Origin of the sequence: Xanthobacter oligotrophicus (assembly GCF_008364685.1) — a bacterium.
GTDB classification, from domain to species: domain Bacteria; phylum Pseudomonadota; class Alphaproteobacteria; order Rhizobiales; family Xanthobacteraceae; genus Xanthobacter; species Xanthobacter oligotrophicus.
This window is the reverse complement of sequence record NZ_VTTL01000004.1, coordinates 146,654-172,561: the sequence shown is the minus strand read 5'-3', so window position 1 is coordinate 172,561 and position 25,908 is coordinate 146,654. Positions and strand designations below refer to the sequence as shown.

The 25,908-nt window shown below is 68.8% G+C and carries 29 protein-coding genes; 20 read left to right on the top strand and 9 right to left on the bottom strand.

Annotation, left to right across the window (positions count from 1 at the left end; translation table 11 throughout):
• Positions 1–66 precede the first annotated feature (66 nt).
• From FZ033_RS07805 to FZ033_RS07750, 12 genes are all read left to right on the top strand, one after another.
• Positions 67–897, top strand: a complete 831-nt coding sequence (locus FZ033_RS07805; RefSeq protein WP_149575592.1) for a putative hydro-lyase — start codon at positions 67–69, stop codon at positions 895–897.
• Positions 898–993: 96 nt separating this feature from the next.
• Positions 994–2,250 (top strand): ABC transporter substrate-binding protein, encoded by a 1,257-nt coding sequence (locus FZ033_RS07800; protein ID WP_149575591.1) that lies wholly within the window; start codon positions 994–996, stop codon positions 2,248–2,250.
• A 35-nt stretch (positions 2,251–2,285) separates the two neighbouring features.
• Positions 2,286–3,161: a branched-chain amino acid ABC transporter permease gene (locus tag FZ033_RS07795; RefSeq protein WP_149575590.1), complete on the top strand. Its 876-nt coding sequence runs from the start codon at positions 2,286–2,288 to the stop codon at positions 3,159–3,161.
• A gap of 2 nt (positions 3,162–3,163) precedes the next feature.
• Complete coding sequence (locus FZ033_RS07790) at positions 3,164–4,174, top strand: branched-chain amino acid ABC transporter permease (RefSeq protein ID WP_149575589.1); 1,011 nt, start codon at positions 3,164–3,166, stop codon at positions 4,172–4,174.
• Positions 4,171–4,905, top strand: a complete 735-nt coding sequence (locus FZ033_RS07785) for an ABC transporter ATP-binding protein (RefSeq protein ID WP_149575588.1) — start codon at positions 4,171–4,173, stop codon at positions 4,903–4,905. The genes FZ033_RS07790 and FZ033_RS07785 overlap by 4 nt, the downstream gene beginning before the upstream one ends.
• Entirely contained in the window at positions 4,862–5,602 is a 741-nt protein-coding gene (locus FZ033_RS07780) for an ABC transporter ATP-binding protein (RefSeq protein ID WP_393992516.1), read from the top strand. The genes FZ033_RS07785 and FZ033_RS07780 overlap by 44 nt, the downstream gene beginning before the upstream one ends.
• 149 nt (positions 5,603–5,751) lie before the next feature.
• Positions 5,752–6,507, top strand: a complete 756-nt coding sequence (locus FZ033_RS07775; RefSeq protein WP_149575586.1) for a LamB/YcsF family protein — start codon at positions 5,752–5,754, stop codon at positions 6,505–6,507.
• The gene (locus FZ033_RS07770) at positions 6,491–7,246 is read left to right on the top strand and encodes a 5-oxoprolinase subunit B family protein (RefSeq protein ID WP_149575585.1); all 756 of its coding nucleotides are present in this window, start codon (positions 6,491–6,493) and stop codon (positions 7,244–7,246) included. The genes FZ033_RS07775 and FZ033_RS07770 overlap by 17 nt, the downstream gene beginning before the upstream one ends.
• Positions 7,243–8,277, top strand: a complete 1,035-nt coding sequence (locus FZ033_RS07765) for a 5-oxoprolinase subunit C family protein (protein WP_149575584.1) — start codon at positions 7,243–7,245, stop codon at positions 8,275–8,277. Before FZ033_RS07770 ends, FZ033_RS07765 begins: the two co-directional genes overlap by 4 nt.
• Positions 8,278–8,495: 218 nt before the next feature.
• Entirely contained in the window at positions 8,496–9,251 is a 756-nt protein-coding gene (locus FZ033_RS07760) for an alpha/beta hydrolase (RefSeq protein WP_149575583.1), read from the top strand.
• 21 nt (positions 9,252–9,272) lie between these two features.
• Positions 9,273–9,884 carry a cysteine dioxygenase family protein gene (locus FZ033_RS07755; protein WP_149575582.1) on the top strand — a complete coding sequence of 204 codons (612 nt, stop codon included), beginning with the start codon at positions 9,273–9,275 and terminating at the stop codon, positions 9,882–9,884.
• 87 nt (positions 9,885–9,971) lie between these two features.
• Positions 9,972–10,469 carry a YybH family protein gene (locus FZ033_RS07750; protein ID WP_149575581.1) on the top strand — a complete coding sequence of 166 codons (498 nt, stop codon included), beginning with the start codon at positions 9,972–9,974 and terminating at the stop codon, positions 10,467–10,469.
• A gap of 112 nt (positions 10,470–10,581) precedes the next feature.
• On the opposite strand, the gene FZ033_RS07745 is transcribed toward FZ033_RS07750, so the two are convergent.
• The 5 genes from FZ033_RS07745 to FZ033_RS07725 all read right to left on the bottom strand — a co-directional run bounded on the left by FZ033_RS07745 (position 10,582) and on the right by FZ033_RS07725 (position 14,887).
• A complete protein-coding gene (locus FZ033_RS07745; protein ID WP_210247869.1) occupies positions 10,582–10,719 on the bottom strand; it encodes a hypothetical protein in 138 nt (45 codons plus the stop codon).
• 40 nt (positions 10,720–10,759) lie between these two features.
• The gene (locus tag FZ033_RS07740; RefSeq protein ID WP_149575579.1) at positions 10,760–11,053 is read right to left on the bottom strand and encodes a BrnT family toxin; all 294 of its coding nucleotides are present in this window, start codon (positions 11,051–11,053) and stop codon (positions 10,760–10,762) included.
• 119 nt (positions 11,054–11,172) lie between these two features.
• Positions 11,173–12,192, bottom strand: a complete 1,020-nt coding sequence (ilvC, locus tag FZ033_RS07735) for a ketol-acid reductoisomerase (RefSeq protein WP_138399247.1) — start codon at positions 12,190–12,192, stop codon at positions 11,173–11,175.
• Between the two features lie 167 nt (positions 12,193–12,359).
• Positions 12,360–12,875 (bottom strand): acetolactate synthase small subunit, encoded by a 516-nt coding sequence (ilvN, locus tag FZ033_RS07730; protein ID WP_149575578.1) that lies wholly within the window; start codon positions 12,873–12,875, stop codon positions 12,360–12,362.
• Between the two features lie 251 nt (positions 12,876–13,126).
• Positions 13,127–14,887 (bottom strand): acetolactate synthase 3 large subunit, encoded by a 1,761-nt coding sequence (locus FZ033_RS07725; protein WP_149575577.1) that lies wholly within the window; start codon positions 14,885–14,887, stop codon positions 13,127–13,129.
• A gap of 472 nt (positions 14,888–15,359) precedes the next feature.
• Here FZ033_RS07725 and FZ033_RS07720 point away from each other — a divergent pair, with 472 nt between their 5' ends.
• The 7 genes from FZ033_RS07720 (at position 15,360) to lpxK (ending at position 21,303) form a co-directional block, all read left to right on the top strand.
• Entirely contained in the window at positions 15,360–15,848 is a 489-nt protein-coding gene (locus FZ033_RS07720; protein ID WP_149575576.1) for a hypothetical protein, read from the top strand.
• 37 nt (positions 15,849–15,885) lie between these two features.
• Positions 15,886–16,830: a 4-hydroxybenzoate octaprenyltransferase gene (gene ubiA / locus FZ033_RS07715; protein ID WP_149575575.1), complete on the top strand. Its 945-nt coding sequence runs from the start codon at positions 15,886–15,888 to the stop codon at positions 16,828–16,830.
• A gap of 175 nt (positions 16,831–17,005) precedes the next feature.
• Positions 17,006–17,842 carry a 3'(2'),5'-bisphosphate nucleotidase CysQ gene (locus FZ033_RS07710; protein ID WP_149575574.1) on the top strand — a complete coding sequence of 279 codons (837 nt, stop codon included), beginning with the start codon at positions 17,006–17,008 and terminating at the stop codon, positions 17,840–17,842.
• A 12-nt stretch (positions 17,843–17,854) separates the two neighbouring features.
• On the top strand, positions 17,855–18,100 hold the full coding sequence (locus tag FZ033_RS07705; protein ID WP_149575573.1) for a DUF4170 domain-containing protein: 246 nt from the start codon (positions 17,855–17,857) through the stop codon (positions 18,098–18,100).
• Between the two features lie 163 nt (positions 18,101–18,263).
• A complete protein-coding gene (locus FZ033_RS07700) occupies positions 18,264–18,977 on the top strand; it encodes a lysophospholipid acyltransferase family protein (protein WP_149575572.1) in 714 nt (237 codons plus the stop codon).
• Positions 18,974–20,269: a 3-deoxy-D-manno-octulosonic acid transferase gene (locus FZ033_RS07695; protein WP_149575571.1), complete on the top strand. Its 1,296-nt coding sequence runs from the start codon at positions 18,974–18,976 to the stop codon at positions 20,267–20,269. The genes FZ033_RS07700 and FZ033_RS07695 overlap by 4 nt, the downstream gene beginning before the upstream one ends.
• A gap of 2 nt (positions 20,270–20,271) precedes the next feature.
• On the top strand, positions 20,272–21,303 hold the full coding sequence (gene lpxK, locus FZ033_RS07690) for a tetraacyldisaccharide 4'-kinase (RefSeq protein WP_149575570.1): 1,032 nt from the start codon (positions 20,272–20,274) through the stop codon (positions 21,301–21,303).
• Positions 21,304–21,313: 10 nt separating this feature from the next.
• Here the strand turns inward: lpxK and FZ033_RS07685 are convergent, their stop codons facing one another.
• Positions 21,314–21,685 (bottom strand): DUF423 domain-containing protein, encoded by a 372-nt coding sequence (locus FZ033_RS07685; RefSeq protein ID WP_149575569.1) that lies wholly within the window; start codon positions 21,683–21,685, stop codon positions 21,314–21,316.
• A 440-nt stretch (positions 21,686–22,125) separates the two neighbouring features.
• Here FZ033_RS07685 and acs point away from each other — a divergent pair, with 440 nt between their 5' ends.
• Positions 22,126–24,081, top strand: a complete 1,956-nt coding sequence (acs, locus tag FZ033_RS07680; protein ID WP_149575568.1) for an acetate--CoA ligase — start codon at positions 22,126–22,128, stop codon at positions 24,079–24,081.
• A gap of 363 nt (positions 24,082–24,444) precedes the next feature.
• Here the strand turns inward: acs and FZ033_RS07675 are convergent, their stop codons facing one another.
• The 3 genes from FZ033_RS07675 to FZ033_RS07665 all read right to left on the bottom strand — a co-directional run bounded on the left by FZ033_RS07675 (position 24,445) and on the right by FZ033_RS07665 (position 25,727).
• Positions 24,445–24,717 (bottom strand): hypothetical protein, encoded by a 273-nt coding sequence (locus tag FZ033_RS07675; protein ID WP_149575567.1) that lies wholly within the window; start codon positions 24,715–24,717, stop codon positions 24,445–24,447.
• 105 nt (positions 24,718–24,822) lie between these two features.
• Positions 24,823–25,212, bottom strand: a complete 390-nt coding sequence (locus tag FZ033_RS07670) for a TIGR02301 family protein (RefSeq protein WP_232847377.1) — start codon at positions 25,210–25,212, stop codon at positions 24,823–24,825.
• A 47-nt stretch (positions 25,213–25,259) separates the two neighbouring features.
• On the bottom strand, positions 25,260–25,727 hold the full coding sequence (locus FZ033_RS07665) for an NUDIX hydrolase (RefSeq protein ID WP_149575565.1): 468 nt from the start codon (positions 25,725–25,727) through the stop codon (positions 25,260–25,262).
• Positions 25,728–25,908: the final 181 nt, after the last annotated feature.

Genomic DNA, 25,908 nt, shown 5'->3' with positions numbered 1-25,908 from the left:
CCACCAAGTGCTCTCGACGCCAGATCAGCCCGAATCGCCCCGGCGATGAACAGGACGAGCCTCACCATGGCCAGCACAGCAAGCCTGCGTATCGCGCCCCAGCCGGACGCCTATTCCGCCTACCAGACCCCGCTGGCGGTGCGCCAGGCCTGCCGCAGCGGCGCGCTCACCGGCCCCACCGCCGGCATGGCGCCGGGCTATGTGCAGGGCAACCTTGCCGTGCTGCCCAAGGATCTGGCAGAGGAATTCCTGCGCTTCTGCCATTTCAATCCCCGCCCCTGCCCGGTCATCGGCATGTCGGAGCCCGGCAGCTTCAAGGTGCCGGTACTGGGCGAGGACCTCGACATCCGCACCGACTTCCCCGGCTACCGGGTGTGGCAGGATGGCGAGGTCATCGCCGACACCGCCGACGTGACGGACTATTGGCGCGATGATCTGGTCGCCTTCGTCATTGGCTGCTCCCTGTCCTTCGAGGAAGCGCTGATGGCCGAGGGCCTGCCCCTGCGCCATGTGGAGCGCAACGTGCGCGTGCCCATGTTCCGCACCAATGTGCAGTGCGTGCCCGCCGGCCGCTTCTCGGGGCGCATGGTCATGTCCATGCGGCCGCTGGTGCCGGCCCATGCCATCCGCGCCATCCAGATCACCACGCGCTTTCCCCAGGTGCACGGCGCTCCGCTGCATGTGGGCCTGCCGGAGCTGATCGGCATCAAGGACCTGATGCAGCCCGACTACGGCGACGCGGTGGAAGTGCTCGACAACGAGCTGCCCGTGTTCTGGGCCTGCGGTGTCACCCCCCAGTCGGTGATCGCCGAGGCGCGCCCGTCCTTCGCCATCACCCACGCGCCCGGCTGCATGCTGGTCACCGACCGGCGCAACACCGAGTTCGCGATCCTTTGATCATTCCCGGGCGGCAACGCTCGGACTGACGCCGAAAACGGCGCAGACTGCAACAAATGCCTATCCAGACATCCTGACCTTCAGAGGGGACCACACATGAACCGCAGAGAGCTTCTTCTCGCCGCTTCCGCCCTGCCGCTCGTCGGCCTCACCGGCGCCGCTTCCCGTGCCTTCGCCCAGGGCGCGCCGGAAGTGGTCATCGGCGTGCTCTACGCCATGTCCGGCCCGAGCGCCCAGGTGGGCATCGACGCCCGCCACGCCTTCGAAACCGCCGCCGAAATCATCAACGGCTCGTTCGACTTCGACATGCCCACCGCCAAGGCCGCCGGCCTTGCGGGCCTCGGCGGCGCCAAGGTGCGCCTCGTCTATGCCGACCACCAGGCCGACCCGCAGAAGGGCCGCGCCGAGGCCGAGCGCCTCATCACCCAGGACAAGGTGACCGCCCTCATCGGCTGCTACCAGTCGGCGGTGTCCTCCACCGTGAGCGCGGTGGCCGAGCGCTACGGCGTGCCGTTCCTGTGCGCGGATTCGTCTTCCCCCAGCCTCCAGCGCAAGAAGCTGAAATTCTTCTTCCGCCCGGCCGCGCAGGACGAGATGTTCTCCGCCGCCATGTTCGATTTCTTCGACGCCCAGAAGAAAAAGGGCAAGAAGATCGACAGCGTCGGCCTGTTCTATGAGGACACCATCTTCGGCGTGGATTCGTCCAACGTGCAGCGCAAGCTCGCGAATGAGCGCGGCTACAAGATCGCCGCCGACATCAAGTACAAGTCCAACTCGCCCTCGCTCTCCGCCGAAGTGCAGCAGCTGAAAAGCGCCGATCCGGACGTGCTGATGCCGTCCACCTACACCACCGACGCCATCCTTCTGGTGAAGACCATGGCGGAGCTGGGCTACAAGCCCAGGAACCTCGTCGCCCAGGCCTCGGGCTTCTCCGAGCAGGTGACCTTCGACGCGGTGGGCGACAAGCTCATCGGCGCCATCTCCCGCGCCTCCTTCTCGCTGGATCTGGCCGCCAAGCGTCCGTTCATCGGCAAGGTGAACGAGATGTACAAGGCCCGCTCCTCACGCGACCTCAACGACAATTCCTCCCGCGAGCTGATGGGCCTCGTCATCCTCGCCGACGCCATCGACCGGGCCAAGTCCACCGACGGCACCAAGATCCGCGATGCGCTGGCGGCCACCGACATTCCCGGCACCCGCACCATCATGCCCTGGGCGCGCGTGCACTTTAACGACGAAGGCCAGAACCCCGACGCGAGCCCGGTTCTGCTGCAGTACACCGGCAGCAAGTTCGTCACCATCTTCCCCGAGGACGTGGCCATCGCCGCTGCCATCTGGCCCATGAACGGCTGAATCAACGGCTGACGTTCCGGCTGGAAGGACACACAATGACCGCGCAAGCGCTGATCCAGGTGCTTGCGAGCGGCCTGCTGATGGGGCTCATCTATGCCCTCATCGCAGTCGGCCTCTCGCTCATCTTCGGGCTCATGGATGTGGTGAACTTCGCCCATGGCGAATTCCTCATGATCGCCATGTACGCCACGTTCGGCCTCGTCCTGTGGACGACCCTCGATCCCATCGTGGTCGCACCCCTGGTGGTGGGGCTCATGTTCTGCGTAGGCGCGTTCGTCTATGTGGCGGTGGTGCGCTATGCCATGCGCACCAAGGCGAATGCCGGCATGGTGCAGATCTTCTCCACCTTCGGCCTCGCCATCCTCATCCAGGGCGGCGCCCAGTATTTCTTCACCCCCGACTACCGGTCCATCAAGACCTCGTGGCTCGGCGGGCACACGCTGGACCTCGCCGGCATCTTCCTGCCCTGGCCGCAGATCTATGGCGGCCTCATCTCCATCGCGGCGTTTGCCGCCCTCTCCCTGATCTCGCGGACCGACTTCGGCAAGGCGCTGGAAGCCACCCGCGAGGACCAGGGCGCGGTGGCGCTGGTGGGCATCGACCGCAACAAGGTGTTCGCGGTCGGCTGGGGCCTCGGCGCCGCCCTCGTGGGCCTCGCCGGCACGGTGCTGGCGATCTTCTACTACATCCATCCCCAGGTCGGCGCGACCTTCGGCACCATCGCCTATGTGACGGTGGCGCTGGGCGGCTTCGGCAGCGTGTTCGGCGCACTGGTGGCCGGCGTCATCGTGGGGCTGGTGGAGGCCATCACCGCCCTCATCCTGCCGCCGACCATGAAGGCGGTGGGCATCTACGCCCTCTATCTCGGCGTGGTGTTCTTCCGCCCGAGCGGCCTGTTCGGAAAGCTGTGAAGATGACCGACAGCACCCTCACCTCCCTCAAGCTGCGCGGCGATGCCTTCCTGGCCAAGCGCCGGCGCCAGCTCGTCGTCGCGGCCGCGGTGTTCGCCGCCGTGGCCTGCCTGCCCCTGGGCATCCGGGACGTCTATCTCCAGAACGTCCTCATCCTCACCCTGCTCTATGCGGCGGTGTCGCAGAGCTGGAATATCCTGGGCGGCTATTGCGGCCAGATCTCGCTGGGCCATGCGCTCTACTTCGGCATCGGCGCCTATGCGGCGTCCGTGCTCTACGTGAACTACGACATCGTGCCCTGGTTCGGCATGGTGGTGGGCGGCGTGCTCTCGGCCATTCTGGCGGTGGGCCTCGGCTTCATGACCTTCCGGCTGAAAGGGCACTACTTCGCCATCGCCACCCTGGTGATCGCGGAAATCGGCCTGGTCCTGGTCCACAACTGGGACTTTGTCGGCGGCGCCCTGGGCATCCAGTGGCCGTTCGGCACCGACAGCATCTGGACCCTCCAGTTCGCCCGGGACAAGGTGCCCTACTTCTACATCGCCCTCGGGCTGCTGGTGGTGGTGTGGTTCGTCACCTATCTCATCGAGAATTCCCGCTGGGGCTTCTGGTGGCGCGCGGTGAAGGACGATCCGGAGGCGGCCGAAAGCCTGGGCGTGGAAGTGTTCCGCTCCAAGCTTGCGGCGGCGGCGGTGTCGGCCTTCTTCACCGCGGTGGGCGGCGGCTTCTATGCGGCCTTCGTCTCCTACATCGACCCCGAAAGCGTGATGAGCTTCCGCTTCTCGCTGCTGTTCGCCCTGCCGGCGGTGCTCGGCGGCATCGGCACCCTGTGGGGCGCCCCGCTCGGCGCCGCCATCCTCATCCCCCTCACCGAGATCACCCGCTCCTATCTCGGCGGGTCGGGCTCCGGCCTCGACCTCATCATCTACGGCGCGCTGATCATGGTGGTGGCGCTGGCCAAGCCCGAGGGCCTGCTCAGCCTCTTCACCCGCAAGAGCGGAGGCAAGGCATGACGTCCGATATCCTGCTCGAGACGCGCGGCGTCACCCAGCGCTTCGGCGGCCTGGTGGCCAACTCGGATGTCTCCATCTCCATCCGGCGCGGTGAGATCCTGGGGCTCATCGGCCCCAACGGGGCGGGCAAGTCCACCCTGTTCGCGGCCATCTCCGGGGCGCGGGTGCCCACCTCCGGCTCGATCCTGTTCGAGGGCGTGGACATCACCCGCATGCCGGCGGCCGAGCGCTGCCGGCTGGGCATCGCCCGCACCTTCCAGGTGCCCCGCTCCTTCGATTCCATGAGCGTGGCCGAGAATGTGATGATCGGCGCCTTCGTGCGCAACGCCAACGCCACCCGCGCCCGTGCCGCCGCGCTGGAGGTGCTGGACTATGTGGGCCTCGACGGCCGCGCCGATGCCACCGCCGGCCAGCTGACCCCGCCGGAGAAGCGCCGGCTGGAGGTGGCCCGCGCCATCGCCACCGAGCCCAAGCTCCTGCTGCTGGACGAGGTGCTCACCGGCCTCACACCCTCCGAGGCGCGCCTCGGCATGGATCTGGTGCGCAAGGTGCGCGCCCGCGGCATCACCGTGGTGATGGTGGAGCACGTGATGGAAATCGTCATGCAGCTGGTGGACCGGGCCATCGTGCTCAACCTCGGCAAGCTGCTTGCCGAGGGCAGCCCCGCCGACATCGTCCGCAACGAGGATGTCATCACCGCCTATCTCGGGGATCGCCACCGTGCTGCTTGATGTCAAATCCCTGACCACGGCCTATGACGGCCTCATCGCCATCTCCGACATCTCGGTGGAAGTGAAGGCGGGCGAGATCGTGGTGGTGGCCGGCGCCAACGGCGCGGGCAAGTCCACTTTGCTGAAATCCATCGCCGGCATGGAGCGCCCCAAGGGCGGCACCGTGACCTTCGCCGGCGATCGCATCGACGGCATGGCCGGCCACCTCATCACGGCACGGGGCATCGCCTACGTGCCGGAGGCCAAGCGCCTGTTCCCGCGCCTGACGGTGGCGGACAATCTGCGCCTCGGCAGCTATCTGCACGCCGACAAGGCCGACCGCGAGGCGCCGCTGGAGCAGGTCTTCACCCTGTTCCCCCGGCTGAAGGAGCGCCTGCCCCAGAAGGCGGCGACGCTCTCCGGCGGCGAGCAGCAGATGCTCGCCATCGGCCGCGCGCTGATGACCCGCCCGCGCCTCCTGATGCTCGACGAGCCGTCCCAGGGCATCATGCCCAAGCTCGTGGACGAGATCTTCGACGCGGTGAAGACCATCCGCGACACCGGCGTCACCATCCTTCTGGTGGAGCAGCGGCTGGTGGAGAGCCTGGAGATCGCCGACCGCGCCTATGTGCTGCAGACCGGACGGGTGATCCTGTCCGGCTCCGCCGCCGAGGTGCGCGAAAATCCGGACGTGCGCCGCGCGTATCTGGGCATCTGACCGCGCGTCTGGCGGCGGAAGCCAAGCGATCAAGCCGTCATGGCCGGGCACGTCCCGGCCATCCCGCCCGATGCAAGCCCGGGCCTGACGCCGGGATCGCGGCACGCCATATTCGGTCAGTCTCAAGCCATTCCTGAGGGGACAGCACCATGCAGGTGGACCTCAATTCCGACCTGGGCGAGGGCTTCGGCGCCTACGCCATCACCGACGACGCGGCGCTGCTCGACATCGTCTCCTCGGCGAACCTTGCCTGCGGCCTGCATGCGGGGGACCCCGAGATCATGGCCCGGGTGTTCGCTCTGGCGAAGCAGAAGGGCGTCAGCGTCGGCGCCCATCCCGGCTTTCCCGACCTGTGGGGCTTTGGCCGCCGCCGCATCCCCTTCTCGACGGGAGAGATCGAGCGGCTGGTCGCCTATCAGGTCGGCGCCGCCCAGGGGCTGGCGGCCTATGCGGGCCACCGCGTGTCTTACGTGAAAGCCCACGGCGCCCTCTCCAACATGGCGGAAGAGAGCGCGGAAGTCGCCGCCGCCATCGCCCGCGCGGTGAAGGCGGTGGATGCGCGCCTGCCCATCCTTGCCGGCCCCCTCGGCGCGCAGGCTGAAGCCACCCGCGCGGCGGGGCTCACCCCCATCGCCGAGATCTTCGCCGATCGCGCCTATACGGAGGCCGGCCTGCTGGTGCCGCGCGGCCAGCCCGGCGCGGTCATCACCGATCCGGACGAGGCATCCGCGCGCGTCGTCGCCATGGTGAAGGCCGGCTCCATCATCACCGCATCCGGCACGCCGCTGCCGACCGAGATCGGCTCCATCTGCGTGCACGGCGACAGTGCCCATGCTGTGGAGACCGCCCGGCGCGTGCGGGCGCGGCTCGAAGACGAGGGCATTTCCATTGTCCCCTTCGCCTGAAAGTCCTTCGCCAGAACGTTGTCGCCTGCGCCTGCTGGATGCCGGGGAAACCGCCCTCGTCGCCGAGTTCGGCAACGAGGTGGACCCAGCGATCAGCGACCGTGTGCTTGCCCTCGATGCGGCTGTCACCGCGCGGGCCCTGCCCGGCGTGCGCGAGAGCGTGCCCACCTATCGCTCGCTCATGATCCATTACGACCCGCTGGTGATCGACCGCGCGACGCTGGCCGCCGAGGTGACGGCGCTGGCGCAGGCCGCTCCTGCCGAAGCTCGGCGCGGCGCGCTCTGGACCATCCCCTGCTGCTATGATCCCGAATTCGGCGAGGACATCGCCACCATCGCCGCCACCACCGGCCTCACTCCCGATGAGGTGGTGGCATTGCATTCCGGCGCGCGCTACCGGCTCTACATGTACGGCTTCGCGCCCGGATTCTGCTATCTGGGCGGCCTGCCGGAGGCGTTCGCCAAGGTCTCGCGCCGGCTCAAGCCTCGCCCGCCCCATCCGCCCAACGTGGTGATGATGGCGGGCGGGCTCGCCAGCATCGCCACCGTCTCCATGCCCACCGGCTGGTTCCTCGTCGGCCGCACGCCAGAGCGCATGTTTTCCCTCACCCGCACCCCGACGGTACTGCTGGACGTGGGTGACGAACTCATGTTCGAGCCCATCGACCGCGCCACCTTCGACGCGCTGGAAGCCCGCGCCGCGGCGGGCGAAGTGGTCGCACGGCGGGGGCAGCCATGAGCGCCCCCGCCCTGCGCATCGTCGCCGCCGGTCCCGGCACCACCATCCAGGACAGCGGGCGGCACGGCTACCTGCGCTTCGGCGTCACCGGGGCCGGCCCCATGGACGCCCTCGCCCACGCCACCGCCAACCTCGCCGTGGGCAACACGCCCGGCGCCAGCGCCATCGAGGTGGGGCTCGGCGGCCTGTCGCTCGCGGCGGAAGAGGGGCCGGTGACGCTGGCCATCGCCGGCGCGCCCTTCACCGTGACGCTGGACGGCCAGAAGCTGGAAACCCCGCTGGTGCTGACGCTGGAGTCCGGCGCCGCCCTCTCCCTGCGCGCCGGCGCCACGGGCGCCTGGTGCTATGTGGCGGCGGCGGGGAGCTTTGCCCTTGCGCCGGTGCTGGGCTCCACCGCCACCCACACCCGCTCCGGCCTCGGCGGGCTCGACGGCGGGCCGCTGAAGGCGGGCGACCGCCTGCCCCTGGGCGCGACGGCGGAGCTGGGCCATACCGCCCCCTCCCGCCTCATCGCCCCGTGGCTGGAGCGCTCGCGCGACGTGGTCCGCGTGGTGCTCGGCCCGCAGGACGATTTCTTCGCGCCCGAGGTGGTGGAGCGCTTCCTCACCCAGCCGTGGACCCTTTCTGGCCGCAGCGACCGCATGGGCTACCTGCTGGAGGGCGAGCCGCTGACCCACGCCGGCGGCTTCAACATCGTCTCCGACGGCATCGCCCATGGCGCCATCCAGGTGCCGGGCGAGGGCCTGCCCATCGTGCAGATGGCGGACCGCGCGCCCACCGGCGGCTATCCCAAGATCGCCACCGTCATCGGCGCCGATCTCGGCAGCTTCGCCCAGTTGCGCCCCGGGGCGAGCTTCTGCTTCGCGGCGGTGGATATCGCGGCGGCGGTGGCGGCGCGGCGCGCCCAGGCCGAGGCGCTGGCCCGGCCGGTGGAGCGCGTGCCCCTCATCCGCACCGAGCTGCCGTCCGAGTTCCTGCTGGGGCTCAACCTGGTGGGCGGCGTGGTGAGCGCCAAGGCGCCCATCGCCTGACGCCCATCACCGGCCCATTTCTTGCCAGACCAGTACCGTGAAGCCCCCGCAGCGGGGGCGCGATGGCAAGTGGGGCCGGCCATGGCCTTGGCGACGAAGGCAGATTCGACCCCGCGCGCGGCCTGCCCGCTCGCGTGCGGAACCCGACATGGGTGTGACAACGGCCGCCCGGCTCTCCTCCGGCGCGCCTTGCGCCGGTCCTGCACGGGCGCGCGCGGATGACCACGCACGTCTCCCCCGCTCCCACCTCGGACGCCGAACTGCCCATCGTCGCGGGACCGAAGATCGCCGCCCTGTCCTGCGGCAAGCCGGCGTGGCTCGTGGTGCTGCTGCACGAGGAGGGCGCCGACGGGCAGAAGGTGATCGACCTCGCCCTCAACTGGGCACCCGAAATGCCCAAGGCCGACTTCCTCGCCGCCGAAGCCCCCTTCCCCGCCCCCGGCGGCGGCCGGCGCTGGTTCCCTTCGGACGACATGACGCCGGAAGCCATCTCGGAAGGCCTCGCCACCGCCGGGCCGTGGCTCGACGCCTTCCTCGACCGCATGCTGGCCGAGCGCCGGCTGCCGGACAACCACCTCGCTCTCGTGGGCTTCTCCCAGGGGGCCATGCTGGCGCTCCATGTGGGGCTGCGCCGCGCCGCATCCCCCGCCCTCGTCATCGGCTTCTGCGGCGCGCTGCCCGAGGCGGATGATCTCTCCGGCGAGATCCGCGCCCGGCCGCCGGTGCTGCTGATCCATGGCGAGGAGGACGCGGTGGTTCCCTTCGACCAGATGGTCGCCACCCGCGAGCGGCTGAAGGCGCTGGGCGTGCCGGCGAAGAGCATGCGCCGGCCGGGCCTCGGCCATGCCATCGACGACGACGGCATCCTCGCCGCCGGCACGGTGCTGGCCGCCACGCTAGTGAAGCCGCCCGCCGCAAAGACCGACCATGACCACGACGACCATGATCATGATGACCACGATCACGACCACTGAAGCCGCCGCGAGGATCCGCCCGTGACCGAACCCGTTCCGCCCGCCCTCAAGCGCTTCATCTGGGACATCCAGTCCATGGTGGAGCTGGCGGACGATCCCCGCGAGATCCTGATGATCGGCGCCGACCTCATGGGCCGCCTCGTCGCCACCGACGACTGGCTGCCGGGCGTGTTCGCCACGGCCGGGGAGGCGCCGTTCCGCCAGTACCAGCTTTATGCGGACGGCATGGAGCGCTTCAGCGTGGTTGCCACCGTTCTGTCGGGCGGCGCCGACCTGCCCCTGTGCCAGGAGCCGTTCTGGGAGATTCTCGGCGTGCTACGCGGCAGCATCCACCGCCAGCGCTTCGCCCTGCCCGACGGCGCCGCCCCCGAGCCCCGCGCACCGGTGAAGGCCTTGCCCGCCGGAGCGGTGGAGACCTTCTCCCCCAAGGGCGGCGACGGCCTGAAGATCGCCAATGCCTCGGAAGTAGGGGTGGCCATCGCCATCCAGGTCTATGGCGGGGAAATCGGCGGCCTCGCCCGCCGCGCCATCACGACGGACGGCGGCGCCTCGACCTTCACCAGCCTCTACGCCAACCCGCCCGAGGCGCCGGCCTACGACATCCTCACCATCCAGACCCAGATCGTGGATTGAGGCTGGCAGCGGCCGCGCTATCCTCGCCGCGACCTTGAGCCGGACGGGCGCGCGCCCACCGGGGATAAGGCCAGCTTGGAGAACCCCATGACGCGCCGCGCTGCCCTGCCTCTCGCTTCGGTGGCGCTTGCCGTGGTCCTGGCGCTGCCGGCTTCGCTCCGGCTCGCAGGAGCCGGCGAAGCTGCCCAGACGTCCGACCAGGCCGCGATCCGCGCCCGCCTCACGGGCTGGGCCGAGGCCTTCAATGCGGGGGACGCCGCCCGTGTCTGCGACCTCTTCGCCGACGACCTGCAGTCGGACGTGGAAACCGCCCCGGTGGGCGACAAGGCTTCGGTCTGCGGCCGCCTGAAGGCGGCGCTGGCAAAGCCGGACCGCAGGCTCACCTACACGGTGGCAATCCACGACATCCTGGTTTCAGGCGACATGGCCGCCGTGCGCCTCACCTGGACCTCCACGCTGAGCGCGGCGGGCAAAAGCACGCCAGACAAGAGCGAAAGCTGGGCGGAGCAGGGGCTGGACGTCTTCCGCCGCGATCCGGACGGCGTCTGGCGCATCGTCCGCTACATGGCGTATGGGACGCGGTAAGGCTGGAAAGCCAGGTGGGAGATCTGGGTGCGGGAGACTCTTGGCGAGAGGCCCGCCGCAAGGCAAGGCGGCCGTCGCCACGCACCCGCCAGGTGCGCAATGGCGCGCAAACCTATTCGGCTGCTTCCTTCGGCGGCTTGCGCCGGCTTTTCGCGGGGATGACGAGATCGAACTCGGCGAGTTCCTCGTCGGTGGGAAGCGAGGTGTCCGGATCTGCCTTTGCCGCCTCGATAATCTCAGCGTCAGACATGGCGTCCACCTTCGACCAGTCGAAGGTGCGCAAGAGACGTTCAGCTTCCTCGAGTTGCTTTTTCGTAGGCACGCCGTTCACTCCGATGCGCTGCCCGGACGGAGATGATGCGTCGTCTCGTGCCACGCCAGATATAGACGCAGTATAGCACGCGATCGGCCACTTCTGCCATGGCTTCCACGCGGGCCTCGCCGGCGACCTGCTTCGGAGAGAGACGTTCAAAGCGCGGCCGGCCATCAAAAATGACCGCCGCAAAGAAGAGCGGCAAACCGTGCTTCAAACGGTTCGCCGCATCCTTGTCATCGTGCCATTCGAGGTCGTCGGTCTCGCCCATCTCCGCCTCCGGGAAGCGCCTATGTCTTCGCGATCATGAGAGGGTTCAAAGCGCGTCAACCGACCCCTTGGGAGAAATTTACGGGGAGGCGACCGCCTCCCCGTAACCGACAAACAACCTCAGTTCTTGGTCTTGTCCACGAGAGCCTTGGCCTTGATCCAGGGCATCATGGCGCGCAGCTTCTCGCCCACTTCCTCGATGGGGTGGGCGTTGGCGCGGGCGCGGGTGGCCTTGAAGGAGGCCTGGTTCACCTTGTTCTCCAGCATCCAGTCGCGGGTGAATTTGCCGGTCTGGATGTCGGTGAGCACGCGCTTCATCTCCGCCTTGGTCTCGGGGGTGATGATGCGGGGGCCGGTGACGTATTCGCCATACTCGGCGGTGTTGGAGATGGAATAGTTCATGTTGGCGATGCCGCCCTCGTAGATGAGGTCGACGATGAGCTTCACCTCGTGGAGGCACTCGAAATAGGCCATCTCCGGGGCGTAGCCGGCTTCCACCAGGGTCTCGAAGCCGGCGCGGATCAGCTCCACGAGGCCGCCGCAGAGCACCACCTGCTCGCCGAACAGGTCGGTCTCGCACTCTTCCTTGAAGGTGGTCTCGATGACGCCGGCGCGGCCGCCACCGATGGCGGAAGCATAGGACAGGCCGAGGTCATGGGCATTGCCCGAGGCATCCTGGGCGATGGCGATGAGGGTCGGCACGCCGCCGCCGCGCTGGTATTCGGAGCGCACGGTGTGGCCGGGGCCCTTGGGGGCCACCATCAGCACGTCGAGGTCGGGGCGGGGCTCGATGAGGTTGAAGTGTACGTTGAGGCCGTGGGCGAACAGCAGCGCCGCGCCGTGCTTCATGTTGTCGGCGAGGCTCTCGCGATAGATGTCGCCCTGCAGCTCGTCGGGGGTGAGCATCATCACCACGTCGGCCCACTTGGCGGCGTCGGCGGGGCTCATCACCTTGAAGCCCTCGGCCTCGGCCTTCTTGGCGGTGGCGGAGCCGGGACGCAGGGCGACCACGACATCCTTCACGCCCGAGTCGCGCATGTTGAGCGCATGGGCATGGCCCTGGCTGCCATAGCCGACGACGGCGACCTTCTTGCCCTTGATCAGGTTCAGGTCGGCATCGCGATCGTAGTAAACGCGCATCGTTTTCTCCTTATGGGCGTTGTCTTGAATGTCGGTTTGATCCGCGCCGGGCGTCCCTTTGCACCGGATTGCGGGAAATGGGAACAGCCGTTCGCGCCGGAGGGCGGCTTTCCCGCCCTGCCCCGGCGCGAGGCGCTGCCTCAAATGATGAACGGGAACATCCTGTCCTACATGGCCTCCGGCCCGCGGGAGATGGCGACCACACCGGTGCGCGCCACTTCCACGAGGCCCAGCGGCTCCATGAGCCAGGCGAACTGGTCGATCTTGTCGGACTTGCCGGTGATCTCGAACACGAAGCTCTCGCGGGTGGCGTCGATGACGCGGGCGCGGAACGCCTCGGCAAGGCGCAGCGCCTCGCCGCGGGCCTCGCCGAGGCCGCGCACCTTCACCATGGCCAATTCCCGCTCCAGCGCGGTGCCCTCGACGGTGAGGTCGCGCACCTTGTGCACCGGCACCAGCCGGTCGAGCTGGTTCTTGATCTGCTCGATCACCATGGGGGTGCCGGTGGTGACGAGGGTGATGCGCGACAGCCGCCCCTCGTGGCTCACCTCGGACACGGTTAGGCTGTCGATATTATAGCCGCGGCCGGAGAACAGGCCGATGACGCGCGCAAGCACGCCCGGCTCGTTGTCGACGAGGACGGAGAGGGTGTGGCGCTCGATGGTCTCGGGGGGATGGGACATGGCGGGGCTCTGAAGGAAAGGTGTCGGCGGGATCCCTTCCCCCGCAAGCGGGAGAGGGTCAGGAGAGGGGGCTGTCAGCGGCCGGGACGGATGCAACCGGGTCGGCGGGGAGGACGGAGAGGCAAGGCACGGTGCCGAGCCACTTGCTGAAGCGGACAGGGCCTGCCCCCTCCCCAGCCCTCCCCCGCGCAAGCGGAAGAGGGGGTAAGGGCGGCGCGTGTCAGCGCATTCCGCCCCGGCCGCCTCGTGCCTCACACCAGCATCTTGCCCTCGTCGGTGATGGCCTCGTCGAGGTCGATGGCCATGTCGCCGAGGATCATCTCGTTGTGGGCGCGGCCCGACGGGATCATGGGGAAGCAGTTCTCCTGCTGGTCCACGATGCAGTCGAAGATCACCGGGCGCTTCACGTTGATCATCTCCTGGATCGCCGCGTCGAGGTCGCCGGGCTTCTCGCAGCGGATGCCCACGCCGCCGTAGGCGTCGGCCAGCTTCACGAAGTCGGGCAGCGCTTCCGAGTAGGAGTGCGAATAGCGCCCGCCGTGCAGCAGTTCCTGCCACTGGCGCACCATGCCCATGTAGCGGTTGTTGAGGATGAAGATCTTCACCGGCAGGTCGAACTGCACCGCCGTGGACATCTCCTGCATGTTCATGAGGATGGAGGCCTCGCCCGCGATGTCGATGCACAGCGCGCCGGGGTGGGCCTTCTGCGCGCCGATGGCGGCGGGCAGGCCGTAGCCCATGGTGCCGAGGCCGCCGGAGGTCATCCAGCGGTTCGGCTCCTCGAAGCGGAAGAACTGCGCCGCCCACATCTGGTGCTGGCCCACTTCCGTGGAGATGTAGACGTCCTTGTCCTTGGTGGCCGCATACAGGCGCTCGATGGCGAACTGCGGCTTGATGATCTCGTCCGACGGGCGATAGGCGAGGCAGTTGCGCGCGCGCCAGCGCTCGATCTGCGTCCACCAGGCGGCCATCGCCGGCTGGTCGATCTTCAGGGACCGGGCGTTCCAGGCCTCGACCATGTCGGCGAGCACGCGGGTGCAATCGCCGATGATGGGCAGGTCCACCTTCACGTTCTTGTTGATGGAGGACGGGTCGATGTCGATATGGATCTTCTTCGAGCCAGGCGCGAAGGCGTCGAGGCGGCCGGTGATGCGGTCGTCGAAGCGCGCGCCGATGCAGACCATCACGTCGCAATCGTGCATGGCCATGTTGGCTTCATAGGTGCCGTGCATGCCCAGCATGCCCAGCCACTGCCGGTTCGCCGCCGGGAAAGCGCCGAGGCCCATCAGCGTCGAGGTGACCGGCACGCCGGTGAGGCGCGCCAGCTCGCGCAAAAGGCGGCTCGCCTCCGGCCCGGAATTGATGACGCCGCCGCCGGTGTAGAAGATGGGCTTCTTCGCGCCCGCGATCATCTCCACCGCGGCGGAGATCTGCGCGTCCTCGGCCTTCAGCTTGGGGCGGTAGGTCTTGTGCTGGATGTTCTCGCGGCCGATGTAGGTGCCGGTGGCGAACTGCACGTCCTTGGGGATATCGACGACAACCGGGCCGGGCCGGCCGTTCTGCGCCACGTAGAAGGCCTCGTGCAGCACGCGCGCGAGGTCGTTCACGTCGCGCACCAGGTAATTGTGCTTGGTGCAGGGCCGGGTGATGCCCACCGTGTCGCATTCCTGGAACGCGTCATTGCCGATGAGGTGGGTCGCCACCTGCCCGGTGATGCAGACCAGCGGAATCGAATCCATCAACGCGTCGGTGAGGCCGGTGACCGCATTGGTGGCGCCGGGGCCGGAGGTGACCAGCACCACGCCGACCTTGCCGGAGGAGCGGGCATAGCCCTCCGCCGCATGGACCGCGGCCTGCTCGTGGCGCACCAGGATGTGCTCGATGGCGTTCTGCTGGAACAGCGCGTCATAGATCGGCAGCACCGCCCCGCCCGGATAGCCGAAGAAGTGCTCGACCCCCTGGTCGGCGAAGGCGCGCATCACCATTTCGGCGCCGGTCATCTGGATGCTCATGGTCTGCAACTCCATCAGGGGCGCCTTCGGCCCCGCCGGGCTCAAGCCGGCAAATCCTGCATCAACGCCGGCCTCGCCGGCATCTCGGTCACGAATGGCGGCCGGTGCCGGACGCCGAAGCCCTTCAGGGCCGAGGCCCTTCAGAAACGACGAAGGGGCCCGAAGGCCCCTCGTCACGCGCCACCTCGTCTGCCGCAGCCCTCAGGCTGGACAAAAAGTGGCGCGCCACCCTACGAGAAGAATAACGATCTTGCGCATGTGGGCGCTGTCCCTTTCAAAAGTTGCGCGAAGCTACCCATGCGCAGGCCGCACGTCAAGCGCTGCCACAGGACTTCCGACGCCGGATCGCAAAATTCCGTTAGGGAACGAATGATAGGCTCTCTTCGCCGTCCGCCCCGATATTGCCCCATCTTTGGGCTGTGTATATCACCACAAGGTTCCGCAGGGGTGGAATGAGGAGGGGCTCGGCCTCATGAAGAAACTGACGCTCGCATTCGCCACGTCGGCCATATTGGTCGGGACCGCGCTGTCGACAGGCGCCGCCCTGGCGGATTGCCAGAGCGATGTCGCCTCCGTGCGCTCGGAGCTGGAGGAGAAGGGCAAGGCCCTGCAGGCCGCCATCAAGAAGAAGGCCGACCCGCAGACCCTGTGCCCACTGTTCCGCGCCTACACCGCCTCCGAGGCCAAGTGGGTGAAGTTCCTGGGCGACAACAAGGACTGGTGCCAGATCCCGCCCCAGGCCATCGACAATGCCGCCGAAGGCGCCAAGAAGTCGGTGGGCATCCGCAACAAGATCTGCGAAGCCGCCGCCAACGGTGGCGCCGCCCCCGGCGGCGGTGCCGCCAAGCCGCCGCCGCAGGGCTCCATGTCGAGCGCGCTCGGCATCACCACCGGCTACAGCCTCGGCTCGCAGAAGAGCGGCGGCGTGTTCGACACGCTGAACGGCAACGCGCTGAAGTGAGGTTGCCGGATTGCGTTCCAGTTCCAACGAAGGGGCGATGACCCCTCCCGTCGCCGATGCCGTGAGTGGTAACTGGGTAGATCGTTTCGCGCCCCTGCGCGTGCGTCCCTACCTTCGGCTCGCCCGTCTCGACCGGCCCATCGGCTCCTGGCTGCTGCTGCTGCCGTGCTGGTGGTCCACCACGCTCGCCGCCATCGCCGACGACGCCCCCTATCCCGATCCCCGGCTGCTGGTGCTGTTCGCCATCGGCGCGGTGGCCATGCGCGGCGCCGGCTGCACCTGGAACGACATCCTCGACCGCAAGATCGACCGGCAGGTGGCCCGCACCCGCAACCGCCCCGTCGCCTCGGGCGCCGTGAGCGTGCCGGCGGCGTTCGCCTTCCTGGCGGCGCAGGCCTTAGTCGGCCTCGCGGTGCTGCTGTCCCTGCCCCATTTCGCCATCGTCACCGGCCTGGCGTCCCTGGGCGTGGTGGCTGTTTACCCGCTGATGAAGCGCGTCACCTCGGTGCCGCAGCTCATCCTGGGCATCGCCTTTTCGTGGGGCGCGCTCATGGGCTGGGCCAGCGTGATGCGCACCATCGCCGACCCGGCCCTGCTGCTGTTCGCCGGCTGCGTGCTGTGGGTGTTCGCCTACGACACCATCTATGCCCACCAGGACAAGGAGGACGACGCCATCGTGGGCGTGCGCTCCACCGCCCTGCTGTTCGGCCGCAGCACCGCACTCGTGGTCGCGCTTTGCTATACCCTGGTTGTGGTCCTGTTCGGCATCGCCCTCCTCTCGGTGCCCTCCGGCCCGTTCGCGGTGATGGGCCTGATCGGCTTTGCCCTGCATCTGGCCGGGCAGGTGCGCCGGCTCGACATCGACGACGGCGCCCGCTGCCTCGCGGTGTTCAAGTCCAACCGCGACGCCGGCCTGATCCTGTTCGCGGGCCTTGCCCTCGACACGCTCGTGCCCAACACCCTCGCGCCGCTCCTGCCCTAGTGGTTCGAGCGAAGTGGGCACCGGTTCGCGTGAAGAAAACGCGCAAACTCAATAATCCAGGGCGTTCGCCGTGCGCCTGTGCGAGCGGCAAGCGCTCTCGGCGGGGCGCGGCATTGACGCAGTGCAGCACAAGTCTTCTTGCCTCGGGACGCCGACGCCCCTATGTGGCAGGCCCATGAGCGTCGAGCCGACGAGCGGCCCCGACGGGCCTGACCCCGCCCCCCTGGCGCGCCAGCTCACCGAGACGGTGACGGCGGCGGGAGAGATCGCGCTCGCCATGTTCCAGGCCGGCGTGAAATCCTGGACCAAGGGCAACGATTCCCCCGTCACCGAGGCGGACATGGCGGTGGACGCCTTCCTCCACCGCCACCTCACCGCGCTGGATGCCGGCATCGGCTGGCTTTCCGAGGAATCCGCAGACGGCCCGGCGCGCCTCGGCACCCGCCGGCTGTGGGTGGTGGATCCCATCGACGGCACCCGCGGCTTCATGGCCGGCGGCCACGACTGGGCGGTCTCGGTGGCGCTGGTGGAAGAGGGCCGGCCGGTCCTCGCCGCCCTGTTCGCACCCGCGACCGGGGAGCTGTTCACCGCCGAGGCCGGCCGCGGCGCCCTGCTCAACGGCGCCCCCCTCAAGGTGGCGCCGCGCCACACCCTCGACGGCGCCAGGGTGGCCGGCCCCCCCGCCGACCTCGACGCCCTCGCCCGCCGCGCGCCGGTGGAGCGCCTGCCGCGCGTGCGCTCGCTGGCGCTGCGCCTCGCCCGCGTCGCCACCGGCGAGATCGATGTCGCCTTCGCCGCCGGCAACAGCAATGACTGGGACCTGGCCGCCGCCGACCTCATCGTGCACGAGGCCCACGGCCTCCTGACCACCCGCGACGGCACCCCGCTCACCTACAACGCGCCAGAGCCGCGCCACCCCGCGCTGCTCTGCGCCGGCCCCGCGCTTCACGCCGCCCTGGTGGAGCGTGCGCCGCAGCCCCCGTTTTTCAACGCCACTTTAGATCAGCGCTAGTTGGGACAAGCCATGACTGACACGCAGAAACAGTTGCCGCACCTCGTTTTCGGCGGTGAGCTCACCACCCTCGACGGCTCCGAGTTCAAGGATCTGTCCAAGCTCGACATCGTCGGCATCTTCCCCGACTATGCCAGCGCGGCCGCCGCCTGGAAGGCGAAGGCGCAGCAGACGGTGGACAACGCCCTGATGCGCTATTTCGTCGTGCACCTGCACCGCCTGCTCGATCCGCAGACCGGCAAGGTCCAGGGCAGCTGACGCATCTTCATGCCCGCCCCTGAGGGACGGGCGCCATGAGGGGGAAGCGGTCGGGCCACGCAGGCCCGGCCTGTTCTTTCGTCTCCAAGATCGAATAAGAAGGGGCGTCGGCTGGACCCGCGAGAAGCGGCCGGCCGCGCAGCCCGGAGCAAAAGACCAAAAGATGTGGCGGCGACTGAGGACAAACCACGCCTTCAAGGTGGCGGCGGGCACGACGTTCGCGTCCTATTTCAAGCTCGTGGCGCGCACCACGCGGTTCGTGATCGAGCCGCCGGACATCTTCGAGACCATCGACGAGCGCATGCCGGTGATCATCACCTTCTGGCATGGGCAGCATTTTCTCACGCCCTTCGCCATGAAGCCCCACCACAAGGCGAAGGTGCTCATCTCCCGCCACGCGGATGCGGAGATCAACGCCATCGCCGCCGAGAAGCTCGGGGTGGGCACCATCCGCGGCTCGGGGGCCACCTCCCGCAACGATTTCCACCGCAAGGGCGCGGTTTCCGCGACCTATGAGATGCTCGACACCCTGGAGCAGGGCATCAACGTGGCCATGACCGCCGACGTGCCGAAGATCGCCCGCCGGGCGGGTCTGGGCGTCGTGACCATTGCGCGGTATTCCGGACGCCCTATCATCCCGCTCGCCATGGCCACCCGCAACCGCATCACCCTGAAGAGCTGGGACCGCGCCAGCCTCAACCTGCCGTTCGGCCGGGGCGCCGCGGTGGTGGGCGAGCCCATCTTCGTGCCGCGCGACGCCGACGAGGCGACCATGAAGGCCGCCCGCGACCTGGTGCAGGCCCGGCTTGAAGCCGTCACCGCCCGCGCCGAGGCCCTCGTCCTCGAAACATTGGCCGCCGGAGCAGGCGCCGTATGAAGGGTCGCGCCCTGCCCTTGACCCTGCGCCTCTACCGGGGCGCGAGCGCCGCGGCCTCGCTTCTCGCGCCGGCCTGGCTCTCCTACCGGGTCCGCAAGGGCAAGGAAGACCCGACCCGCCTCGCCGAGCGGCGCGGGCACCCCAGCGCCGAGCGCCCGGACGGGCCGCTGGTGTGGGTGCACGGGGCCAGCGTCGGCGAGGTGATCTCGGTGCTGCCGCTGATCGAGCGGCTCGACGCACGCGGCTTCAAGGTGCTGTTGACCTCCGGCACCCTCACCTCCAGCCGGGTGGCCGCGACCCGCGCCCCGCCCGGGGTGATCCACCAGTTCGTGCCCCTGGACGCACGCGGCTTCATCGCCCGCTTCCTCGACTATTGGGCGCCCGACCTCGTTCTGCTGGCCGAATCGGAGCTGTGGCCCAACCTCATCGCGGAGCTGGGCCGGCGCGGCACCCCGGTGGTGCTGGTGAACGGCCGGCTGTCCGAGCGCTCGGCCAAGCGCTGGGCACGCCTGCCCAAGAGCGCCCGCGCCCTGCTCTCGCGCATCGACCTGTGCCTCGCCCAGAGCGAGGAGGATGCGGAGCGCTACCGCTCGCTGGGGACCCCGCGGGTCGAAATCTGCGGCAATCTCAAGTTCGACGTGCCTCCGCCCGGCGTCGATCCGGCAGAGCTGAAGCGCTTCGGCCTCGCCGTGGGCAAGCGCCCGGTGCTGCTGGCCGCCTCCACCCACGAGGGGGAGGAAGGCGCGATCATCGAGGCTCATCGCATCATCACCTCCCGGATTCCCGACCTGCTCACCATCATCGCCCCGCGCCATCCCGAGCGCGGCACCGAGGTGGCGGAGCTGGCCGAGGCCGCCGGCCTTGCCCCGCGCCAGCGCGGCTTCGACGAATGGCCCGACGCGGACACCGGCATCTATGTGGCCGACACCATCGGCGAGCTGGGCCTGTTCTACCGCCTCGCGCAGGTGGCCTTCATGGGCGGCTCGCTGGTGGAGCACGGCGGGCAGAACCCCATCGAGCCGGCCAAGCTCGGCACGGTGGTACTCCACGGCCCCCATGTGTGGAATTTCGCCGCCGTCTATGACGCCCTCGACACCAACGAGGGCGCGGCGGAAGTGGCCGACGCCATGGGCATCGCCCGCGCCGCCTATGCCCTGATGCAGGATAGCCAGCTCCAGGGCCACATGGCCGACGCCGCCTTCGCCACCGTCACCGGACTGGGTGGCGCGCTGGATCGCACGCTCTCGGCCATCGAACCCTATCTGATCCAGATCCGCCTCGAGGCCCGCTGAGGATGCGCGCGCCCGCCTTCTGGTGGCGCCGCCCGGGTCTTGCCTCCACCCTGCTCTCCCCCATCGGCGCCGTGGTGGGCGCCATCGCGCTGGCCCGCATGGGCAATGCCGGCGGGCGGGTGGAGGCCCCGGTGCTGTGCATCGGCAATCCTACCGTGGGCGGCGCCGGCAAAACGCCCACCGCCATCGCCCTGCTCCGGCGCCTCACCGCCCGTGGCGCGGCGCCCTTCGCCCTGCTGCGGGGCCATGGCGGCTCGGCGCGGATGCCGCTGCGGGTGGATCCGGCGATCCACGGCGCGGATGCGGTGGGTGATGAGGCCCTCCTGCTGGCCCGCCACGCGCCCACCATCGTCGCCGGCGGCGCGCGCCGGGCCGGCGCCGAGATGGCGGTGGCCGCTGGGGCGAGCCACGTCGTCATGGACGACGGCTTCCAGAATCCTTCCCTGCACAAGGATGTGTCGCTTCTGGTGGTGGATGGAATGGTGGGCGTCGGCAATGGCTGCGTGACCCCCGCCGGCCCGCTGCGGGCGCCGCTCCTGCCCCAACTGGCCCGCGCCGACGCAGTGCTGGTGGTGGGCGACGGCGGCGCGGGGGACGAGGTGGCGGCTGAGGCCGCCCAGGCGGGATGCACCGTGCTGCGCGGCCGGCTGGTGCCCGATCCGGCGGCGGTGGCCGCGTTGCGCGGAGTGCCGCTCATCGCCTTCGCCGGCATCGGCCGGCCGGAGAAATTCTTCGCGACGCTGGAAGGGGAAGGGCTGGCAATCCGTGCCCGGCACGCCTTCGCCGACCACCATCCGTTCCGCCCCGCCGAAATCGCCCGCCTTGCCGAAACCGCACGGGCGCACGGCGCGCTTCTGGTGACGACAGAAAAGGACAGGATCCGCCTTACCGGGCCAGCCTTCGCCGGGACGGAGTTCGCGGGTGTCCTCGACGCCATCGCCACCCTGCCGGTCGCCCTCGCCCTCGACGATCCCCATGGGCTCGACGCCCTTGTGGACCTCGCCGAAGCCCGCTTTCAGGCGCGCCGCACCTAGAAGGCGGGAATCAGGCGCGGCGTGCCACGAGCGCGGAGGCCCCGACCGTCAGCCAGCCAAGGATCATCAGCGAACCGCCGAAAGGTGCGCTGCCGCCCAGAAGCTTGACATCCATCAAGGCCCTCAACGCCAGATCGCCGGAAAACAGCAGGGCACCGAGCGCGATGGCGCTCGCGCCCAATTGCAGCACCACGCGGCCGCGCCCCAGCAAAAGGCTGAGGGCGCAAAGCCCCACCAGGGCCGCGGCGTGGAACAGGAGGAAGTGGGCGGCCGTCTCCAGGTTCGCCACGCCGCCCAAATGGGCCGCAGCGGCAGCGGACGCAACGCCCGCGGCCCCCATGAGGCCGGCAAGGACGAGAAGACTACGAGTCCAGGGGGTCATGAAGCGAAGTCCGGTAGGGGAAGGGGACGGCGAAGTCTCGCCGCAGGGCTTGGTATCTCGCACGTGCGACGGTTCAGCTCCTCTATAGGGCGGCGGCCGGGGCGGCGAAATGCCGGGATGCTGCGGCATCTGCGAACAGTTTCGGGAGAGTGCGGGGCAGCATTTTCGACGGGGTCCGCTGTAATCAGGTTGTAGCGGACCGAAGGGCGATTGCGTCCGCAAGCGCGTGGAAACACAACGCCTTGCCCGATCGGCTTGCGATGCAGGTCGGCCGGCGCGGGCTTTTGCGGAGGCGACGAAGGGCTATGCACCCAAAGTCGGCCTCGCCACCGCCTTGTGGAGCTTCCTGCGTCTCCCCATAATCCGGCCCAACCAAGGCGGAACAATCCGCCGCAAACGAAGGATCGCGGGAAACGCGCCCGCGCGAGGGAGGCAAGAGCATGTCCGACAAGATCTACGACGTTCCCTCCGAATGGGCCCAGAAGGCCTATGTGGACGATGCGCACTATCAGTCCATGTACGCCGCCTCGGTGAACGACCCGGATGCCTTCTGGGGCGAGCACGGCAAGCGCATCGACTGGTTCACGCCCTACACCAAGGTGAAGAACACCTCGTTCGATCCCGGCCACGTCTCCATCAAGTGGTTCGAGGACGGCATCACCAACGTCGCCTACAATTGCGTGGACCGCCACGTCGAGACCCGCGGCGACCAGGTGGCCATCATCTGGGAAGGCGACAGCCCGGACGAGAGCCGCAACATCACCTATCGCGAACTCTCCAGCGAGGTGAACAAGCTCGCCAACGTGCTGCGCAACCGCGGCGTGGAGAAGGGCGACCGCGTCACCATCTACCTCCCGATGATCCCCGAGGCGGCCTTCGCCATGCTCGCCTGCGCCCGGCTCGGCGCGGTGCATTCCATCGTCTTCGGTGGCTTCTCGCCGGACAGCCTCGCCGGCCGCGTGGCCGACTGCGGCTCCAAGTGCATCATCACCGCGGACGAAGGCCTGCGCGGCGGCCGCAAGGTGCCGCTGAAAGCCAATGTGGACGCGGCCATCGCCCAGATCGACGGCGGCGTGGACCATGTGATCGTGGTGCGCCGCACCGGCGGCAAGGTGGACATGCTGCCCGGCCGCGACGTCTATTACGACGAAGCGACCGCCATGGTCACCGATGAGTGCCCGGCTGCGCATGTGCACGCGGAAGATCCGCTGTTCATCCTCTACACCTCCGGCTCCACCGGCAAGCCGAAGGGCGTGCTGCACACCACCGGCGGCTATCTCGTCTATGCGTCCATGACGCATCAATACATTTTCGACTACCACCCCGGCGACATCTACTGGTGCACCGCCGACGTGGGCTGGGTGACCGGCCATTCCTACATCGTCTATGGCCCGCTCGCGAACGGCGCCACCACGCTGATGTTCGAGGGCATCCCCAACTACCCCAGCGTCTCGCGCTTCTGGGACGTGATCGACAAGCACCAGGTCAACATCTTCTACACCGCCCCCACCGCCATCCGCTCGCTGATGCAGGCGGGCGAGGAGCCGGTGAAGCGCACCTCGCGCTCGTCCCTGCGCCTGCTCGGCTCGGTGGGCGAGCCCATCAATCCGGAAGCCTGGGAGTGGTATTACCGCGTGGTGGGCGAGGAGCGCTGCCCCATCGTGGACACCTGGTGGCAGACCGAGACCGGCGGCATCCTCATCACCCCCCTGCCCGGCGCCACCAAGCTGAAGCCCGGCTCCGCCACCCGACCCTTCTTCGGCGTGCTGCCCGAGGTGGTGGACGCGGAAGGCAAGGTGCTTGAGGGCGCCTGCGAGGGCAACCTCGTGATCGCCGACAGCTGGCCGGGCCAGATGCGCACGGTCTACGGCGACCATGAGCGCTTCGAGCAGACCTACTTCTCCACCTATCCCGGCAAGTACTTCACCGGCGACGGCTGCCGCCGCGATGCGGATGGCTTCTACTGGATCACCGGCCGCGTGGACGACGTGATCAACGTTTCCGGCCACCGCATGGGTACGGCGGAGGTGGAAAGCGCCCTCGTCGCCCATCCCAAGGTCTCGGAAGCCGCCGTGGTGGGCTTCCCCCACGACATCAAGGGCCAGGGCATCTACGCCTATGTCACCCTGATGGACGGCCAGGAACCCACCGAGGAACTGCGCAAGGAACTGGTGAACTGGGTGCGCCGCGAGATCGGCCCCATCGCCTCCCCGGACCTGATCCAGTTCGCGCCGGGCCTGCCCAAGACCCGCTCGGGCAAGATCATGCGCCGCATCCTGCGCAAGATCGCCGAGGACCAGTTCGAGAGCCTGGGCGACACCTCGACCCTCGCCGATCCCGGCGTGGTGGAGGACCTCATCCACAACCGCCAGAACAAGCGCGACGCGGCGGCCTGAGCCGCAGCATCCGTGAAAACGAGACCGGCGCCCCTCGGGGCGCCGGTTTTGTTTTGGGCGATGGCTGGTGCGGCGAGTGTGGCAGGTGGACCAGCGAGTTGCGCAGGTACGTGCTCGGAAACGGCGCCCTCCGGCTCGTTCAACAACCACCGTCATGGCCGGCCGTGTGCCGGCCATCCACGCGGGGCGGCTGGGACGGATTTTCGCGCTCTTGCACCAGCGGTCCGGAATGGATGCCCGGAACCTGCTTGATTGCGAGTTCCGTTCACAGAGGCGGGAGTCGGCAACAGCCGACTTCCGGGACAAGCCCGGGCATGACGCTCCGGGCCTTGTCTCAGTCGTATCGAATATCGAAAGGCGCCCTCAGTGGGTCAGGCCGGCGATGGTGTATTCGCCCGCCGCCACGCGTTCGGCGACGCGGGCCATGTATTCGGCGCTCGCGGTCTCGCCATAGGTGGCGACAAGGCTGCGGAGGGCGGTGAACAGCGCCGCCTGCACCAGGCAGTCTTCGTCCAGCCCCTCGCGCACGGCTTCCACCCACGCATCGTTCAGATAGGTGAGCGCGGCGTGGCGGTCGTCCGCGGCCATGTCAGCGATCTCGGGAAGGGCGATGGCTGGGGTGGGCAAGGTCGACACGGCAAGGCCTCCGCGCCGCGAAAATCATGCGGCGCTCCGCACTCTCTAGCATGCCGCGCGCGGGCGTTCAGGCCAGTTCTGACCAAAAGGTTAACGCCGGAATTCTTAATTTCCGCCGTAGCGCACCACGATGTCGTGGGCGAGGCGCGAGCCCTCGTCGAGCTGGCGCTCCACCGCCACCCGCGCCGCCGGCGTGCAGGCGCGGTAGACCTCCGCATAGCTGGAATAGCCGCGGTTGAAGCTCGATATGATCTTCATCCGGCGCGCATCCGAGGGCTGCTCGGTATCGATGAGCGCCTGCATCTCGGTGCGCCAGCGCTGCCCCTCGGAGGTCACGCCGCACAGCGGACGCAGGTAATGCAGCGCGCCGAGGATCTCGGCGAGCCGCATGAGGTCCGAATCATAAGGCGGCGCGGCACCTTCCGTCGGGCCCGCGGCGAACGCGGGGGAGGAGAGCGCGAGCGCGCCGGCGGTGAGAAGAACGAGAATGCGCATGACCTTGCCGTTTCCGCGCCCACTCCTGCGGCGCGGCGCCCTTGCGGTCAAGGCTCGATCACCAGAAGGGCCGCCTGCGCGACCACCTCGGCCAGCCCCTCGGTGGTGGGCAGGGCGGCCACCTCATTGGGGCGGAACCAGCCCACCTCGGCGGCCTCCGCGCCCGTCTGCGGCTCGCCGGCGCGCCAGCGGGCGGCATGGGCGATCACCACGAAATGAGCGGCAAGCTCGCCTTCCTTGTCGCGGATGATGATGTCGCGCGCTGCGGCGAGCCCGACGATGTCGGCGCTGACGCCCACCTCCTCCATCACTTCGCGCACCGCGGCCTGCGCCAGGGTCTCGCCCGGCTCCACCCGGCCGCCGGGCAGGCTCCACAGGCCGGCGCCGGGGTTGGCGGCGCGGCGGGCGAGCAGCACCAGTGGGCCGCGAAACACGGCGGCGCTGGCCGCCAGCGTCGGGCGCACGGTTGGGCGCGGCGCGGCGGCGGGGGTCTGCGGCGAAAGGGTCTCGGTCATGGCAAAGCTCGTACTGGGAAGGCTCAGGCTGAAAGGCTCGGCCCGCCCGTGACGGGCGGCTTGTCGTGGGTGGGCGGGAGCTTACCCTTCCCGTCAACCTGGAGCACGCGATTCGTGACGGCCGAGACGAAGGACCCCTCCCCCCCGCCCAAGGAGACGCCGCAGGCCCCGCCCGAGGCGC

What these genes read in the sequence shown, in the direction of transcription:
- FZ033_RS07805 (WP_149575592.1), top strand. Translation starts at nt 67, where the DNA reads ATGGCCAGCACAGCAAGCCTGCGTATCGCGCCCCAGCCGGACGCCTAT.
- FZ033_RS07800 (WP_149575591.1), top strand. Translation starts at nt 994, where the DNA reads ATGAACCGCAGAGAGCTTCTTCTCGCCGCTTCCGCCCTGCCGCTCGTC.
- FZ033_RS07795 (WP_149575590.1), top strand. Translation starts at nt 2,286, where the DNA reads ATGACCGCGCAAGCGCTGATCCAGGTGCTTGCGAGCGGCCTGCTGATG.
- FZ033_RS07790 (WP_149575589.1), top strand. Translation starts at nt 3,164, where the DNA reads ATGACCGACAGCACCCTCACCTCCCTCAAGCTGCGCGGCGATGCCTTC.
- FZ033_RS07785 (WP_149575588.1), top strand. Translation starts at nt 4,171, where the DNA reads ATGACGTCCGATATCCTGCTCGAGACGCGCGGCGTCACCCAGCGCTTC.
- FZ033_RS07780 (WP_393992516.1), top strand. Translation starts at nt 4,862, where the DNA reads ATGTCATCACCGCCTATCTCGGGGATCGCCACCGTGCTGCTTGATGTC.
- FZ033_RS07775 (WP_149575586.1), top strand. Translation starts at nt 5,752, where the DNA reads ATGCAGGTGGACCTCAATTCCGACCTGGGCGAGGGCTTCGGCGCCTAC.
- FZ033_RS07765 (WP_149575584.1), top strand. Translation starts at nt 7,243, where the DNA reads ATGAGCGCCCCCGCCCTGCGCATCGTCGCCGCCGGTCCCGGCACCACC.
- FZ033_RS07760 (WP_149575583.1), top strand. Translation starts at nt 8,496, where the DNA reads ATGACCACGCACGTCTCCCCCGCTCCCACCTCGGACGCCGAACTGCCC.
- FZ033_RS07750 (WP_149575581.1), top strand. Translation starts at nt 9,972, where the DNA reads ATGACGCGCCGCGCTGCCCTGCCTCTCGCTTCGGTGGCGCTTGCCGTG.
- FZ033_RS07745 (WP_210247869.1), bottom strand. Translation starts at nt 10,719, where the DNA reads ATGTCTGACGCTGAGATTATCGAGGCGGCAAAGGCAGATCCGGACACC.
- FZ033_RS07740 (WP_149575579.1), bottom strand. Translation starts at nt 11,053, where the DNA reads ATGGGCGAGACCGACGACCTCGAATGGCACGATGACAAGGATGCGGCG.
- ilvC (WP_138399247.1), bottom strand. Translation starts at nt 12,192, where the DNA reads ATGCGCGTTTACTACGATCGCGATGCCGACCTGAACCTGATCAAGGGC.
- ilvN (WP_149575578.1), bottom strand. Translation starts at nt 12,875, where the DNA reads ATGTCCCATCCCCCCGAGACCATCGAGCGCCACACCCTCTCCGTCCTC.
- FZ033_RS07725 (WP_149575577.1), bottom strand. Translation starts at nt 14,887, where the DNA reads ATGAGCATCCAGATGACCGGCGCCGAAATGGTGATGCGCGCCTTCGCC.
- FZ033_RS07720 (WP_149575576.1), top strand. Translation starts at nt 15,360, where the DNA reads ATGAAGAAACTGACGCTCGCATTCGCCACGTCGGCCATATTGGTCGGG.
- ubiA (WP_149575575.1), top strand. Translation starts at nt 15,886, where the DNA reads ATGACCCCTCCCGTCGCCGATGCCGTGAGTGGTAACTGGGTAGATCGT.
- FZ033_RS07710 (WP_149575574.1), top strand. Translation starts at nt 17,006, where the DNA reads ATGAGCGTCGAGCCGACGAGCGGCCCCGACGGGCCTGACCCCGCCCCC.
- FZ033_RS07705 (WP_149575573.1), top strand. Translation starts at nt 17,855, where the DNA reads ATGACTGACACGCAGAAACAGTTGCCGCACCTCGTTTTCGGCGGTGAG.
- FZ033_RS07700 (WP_149575572.1), top strand. Translation starts at nt 18,264, where the DNA reads ATGTGGCGGCGACTGAGGACAAACCACGCCTTCAAGGTGGCGGCGGGC.
- FZ033_RS07695 (WP_149575571.1), top strand. Translation starts at nt 18,974, where the DNA reads ATGAAGGGTCGCGCCCTGCCCTTGACCCTGCGCCTCTACCGGGGCGCG.
- lpxK (WP_149575570.1), top strand. Translation starts at nt 20,272, where the DNA reads ATGCGCGCGCCCGCCTTCTGGTGGCGCCGCCCGGGTCTTGCCTCCACC.
- FZ033_RS07685 (WP_149575569.1), bottom strand. Translation starts at nt 21,685, where the DNA reads ATGACCCCCTGGACTCGTAGTCTTCTCGTCCTTGCCGGCCTCATGGGG.
- acs (WP_149575568.1), top strand. Translation starts at nt 22,126, where the DNA reads ATGTCCGACAAGATCTACGACGTTCCCTCCGAATGGGCCCAGAAGGCC.
- FZ033_RS07670 (WP_232847377.1), bottom strand. Translation starts at nt 25,212, where the DNA reads ATGCGCATTCTCGTTCTTCTCACCGCCGGCGCGCTCGCGCTCTCCTCC.
- FZ033_RS07665 (WP_149575565.1), bottom strand. Translation starts at nt 25,727, where the DNA reads ATGACCGAGACCCTTTCGCCGCAGACCCCCGCCGCCGCGCCGCGCCCA.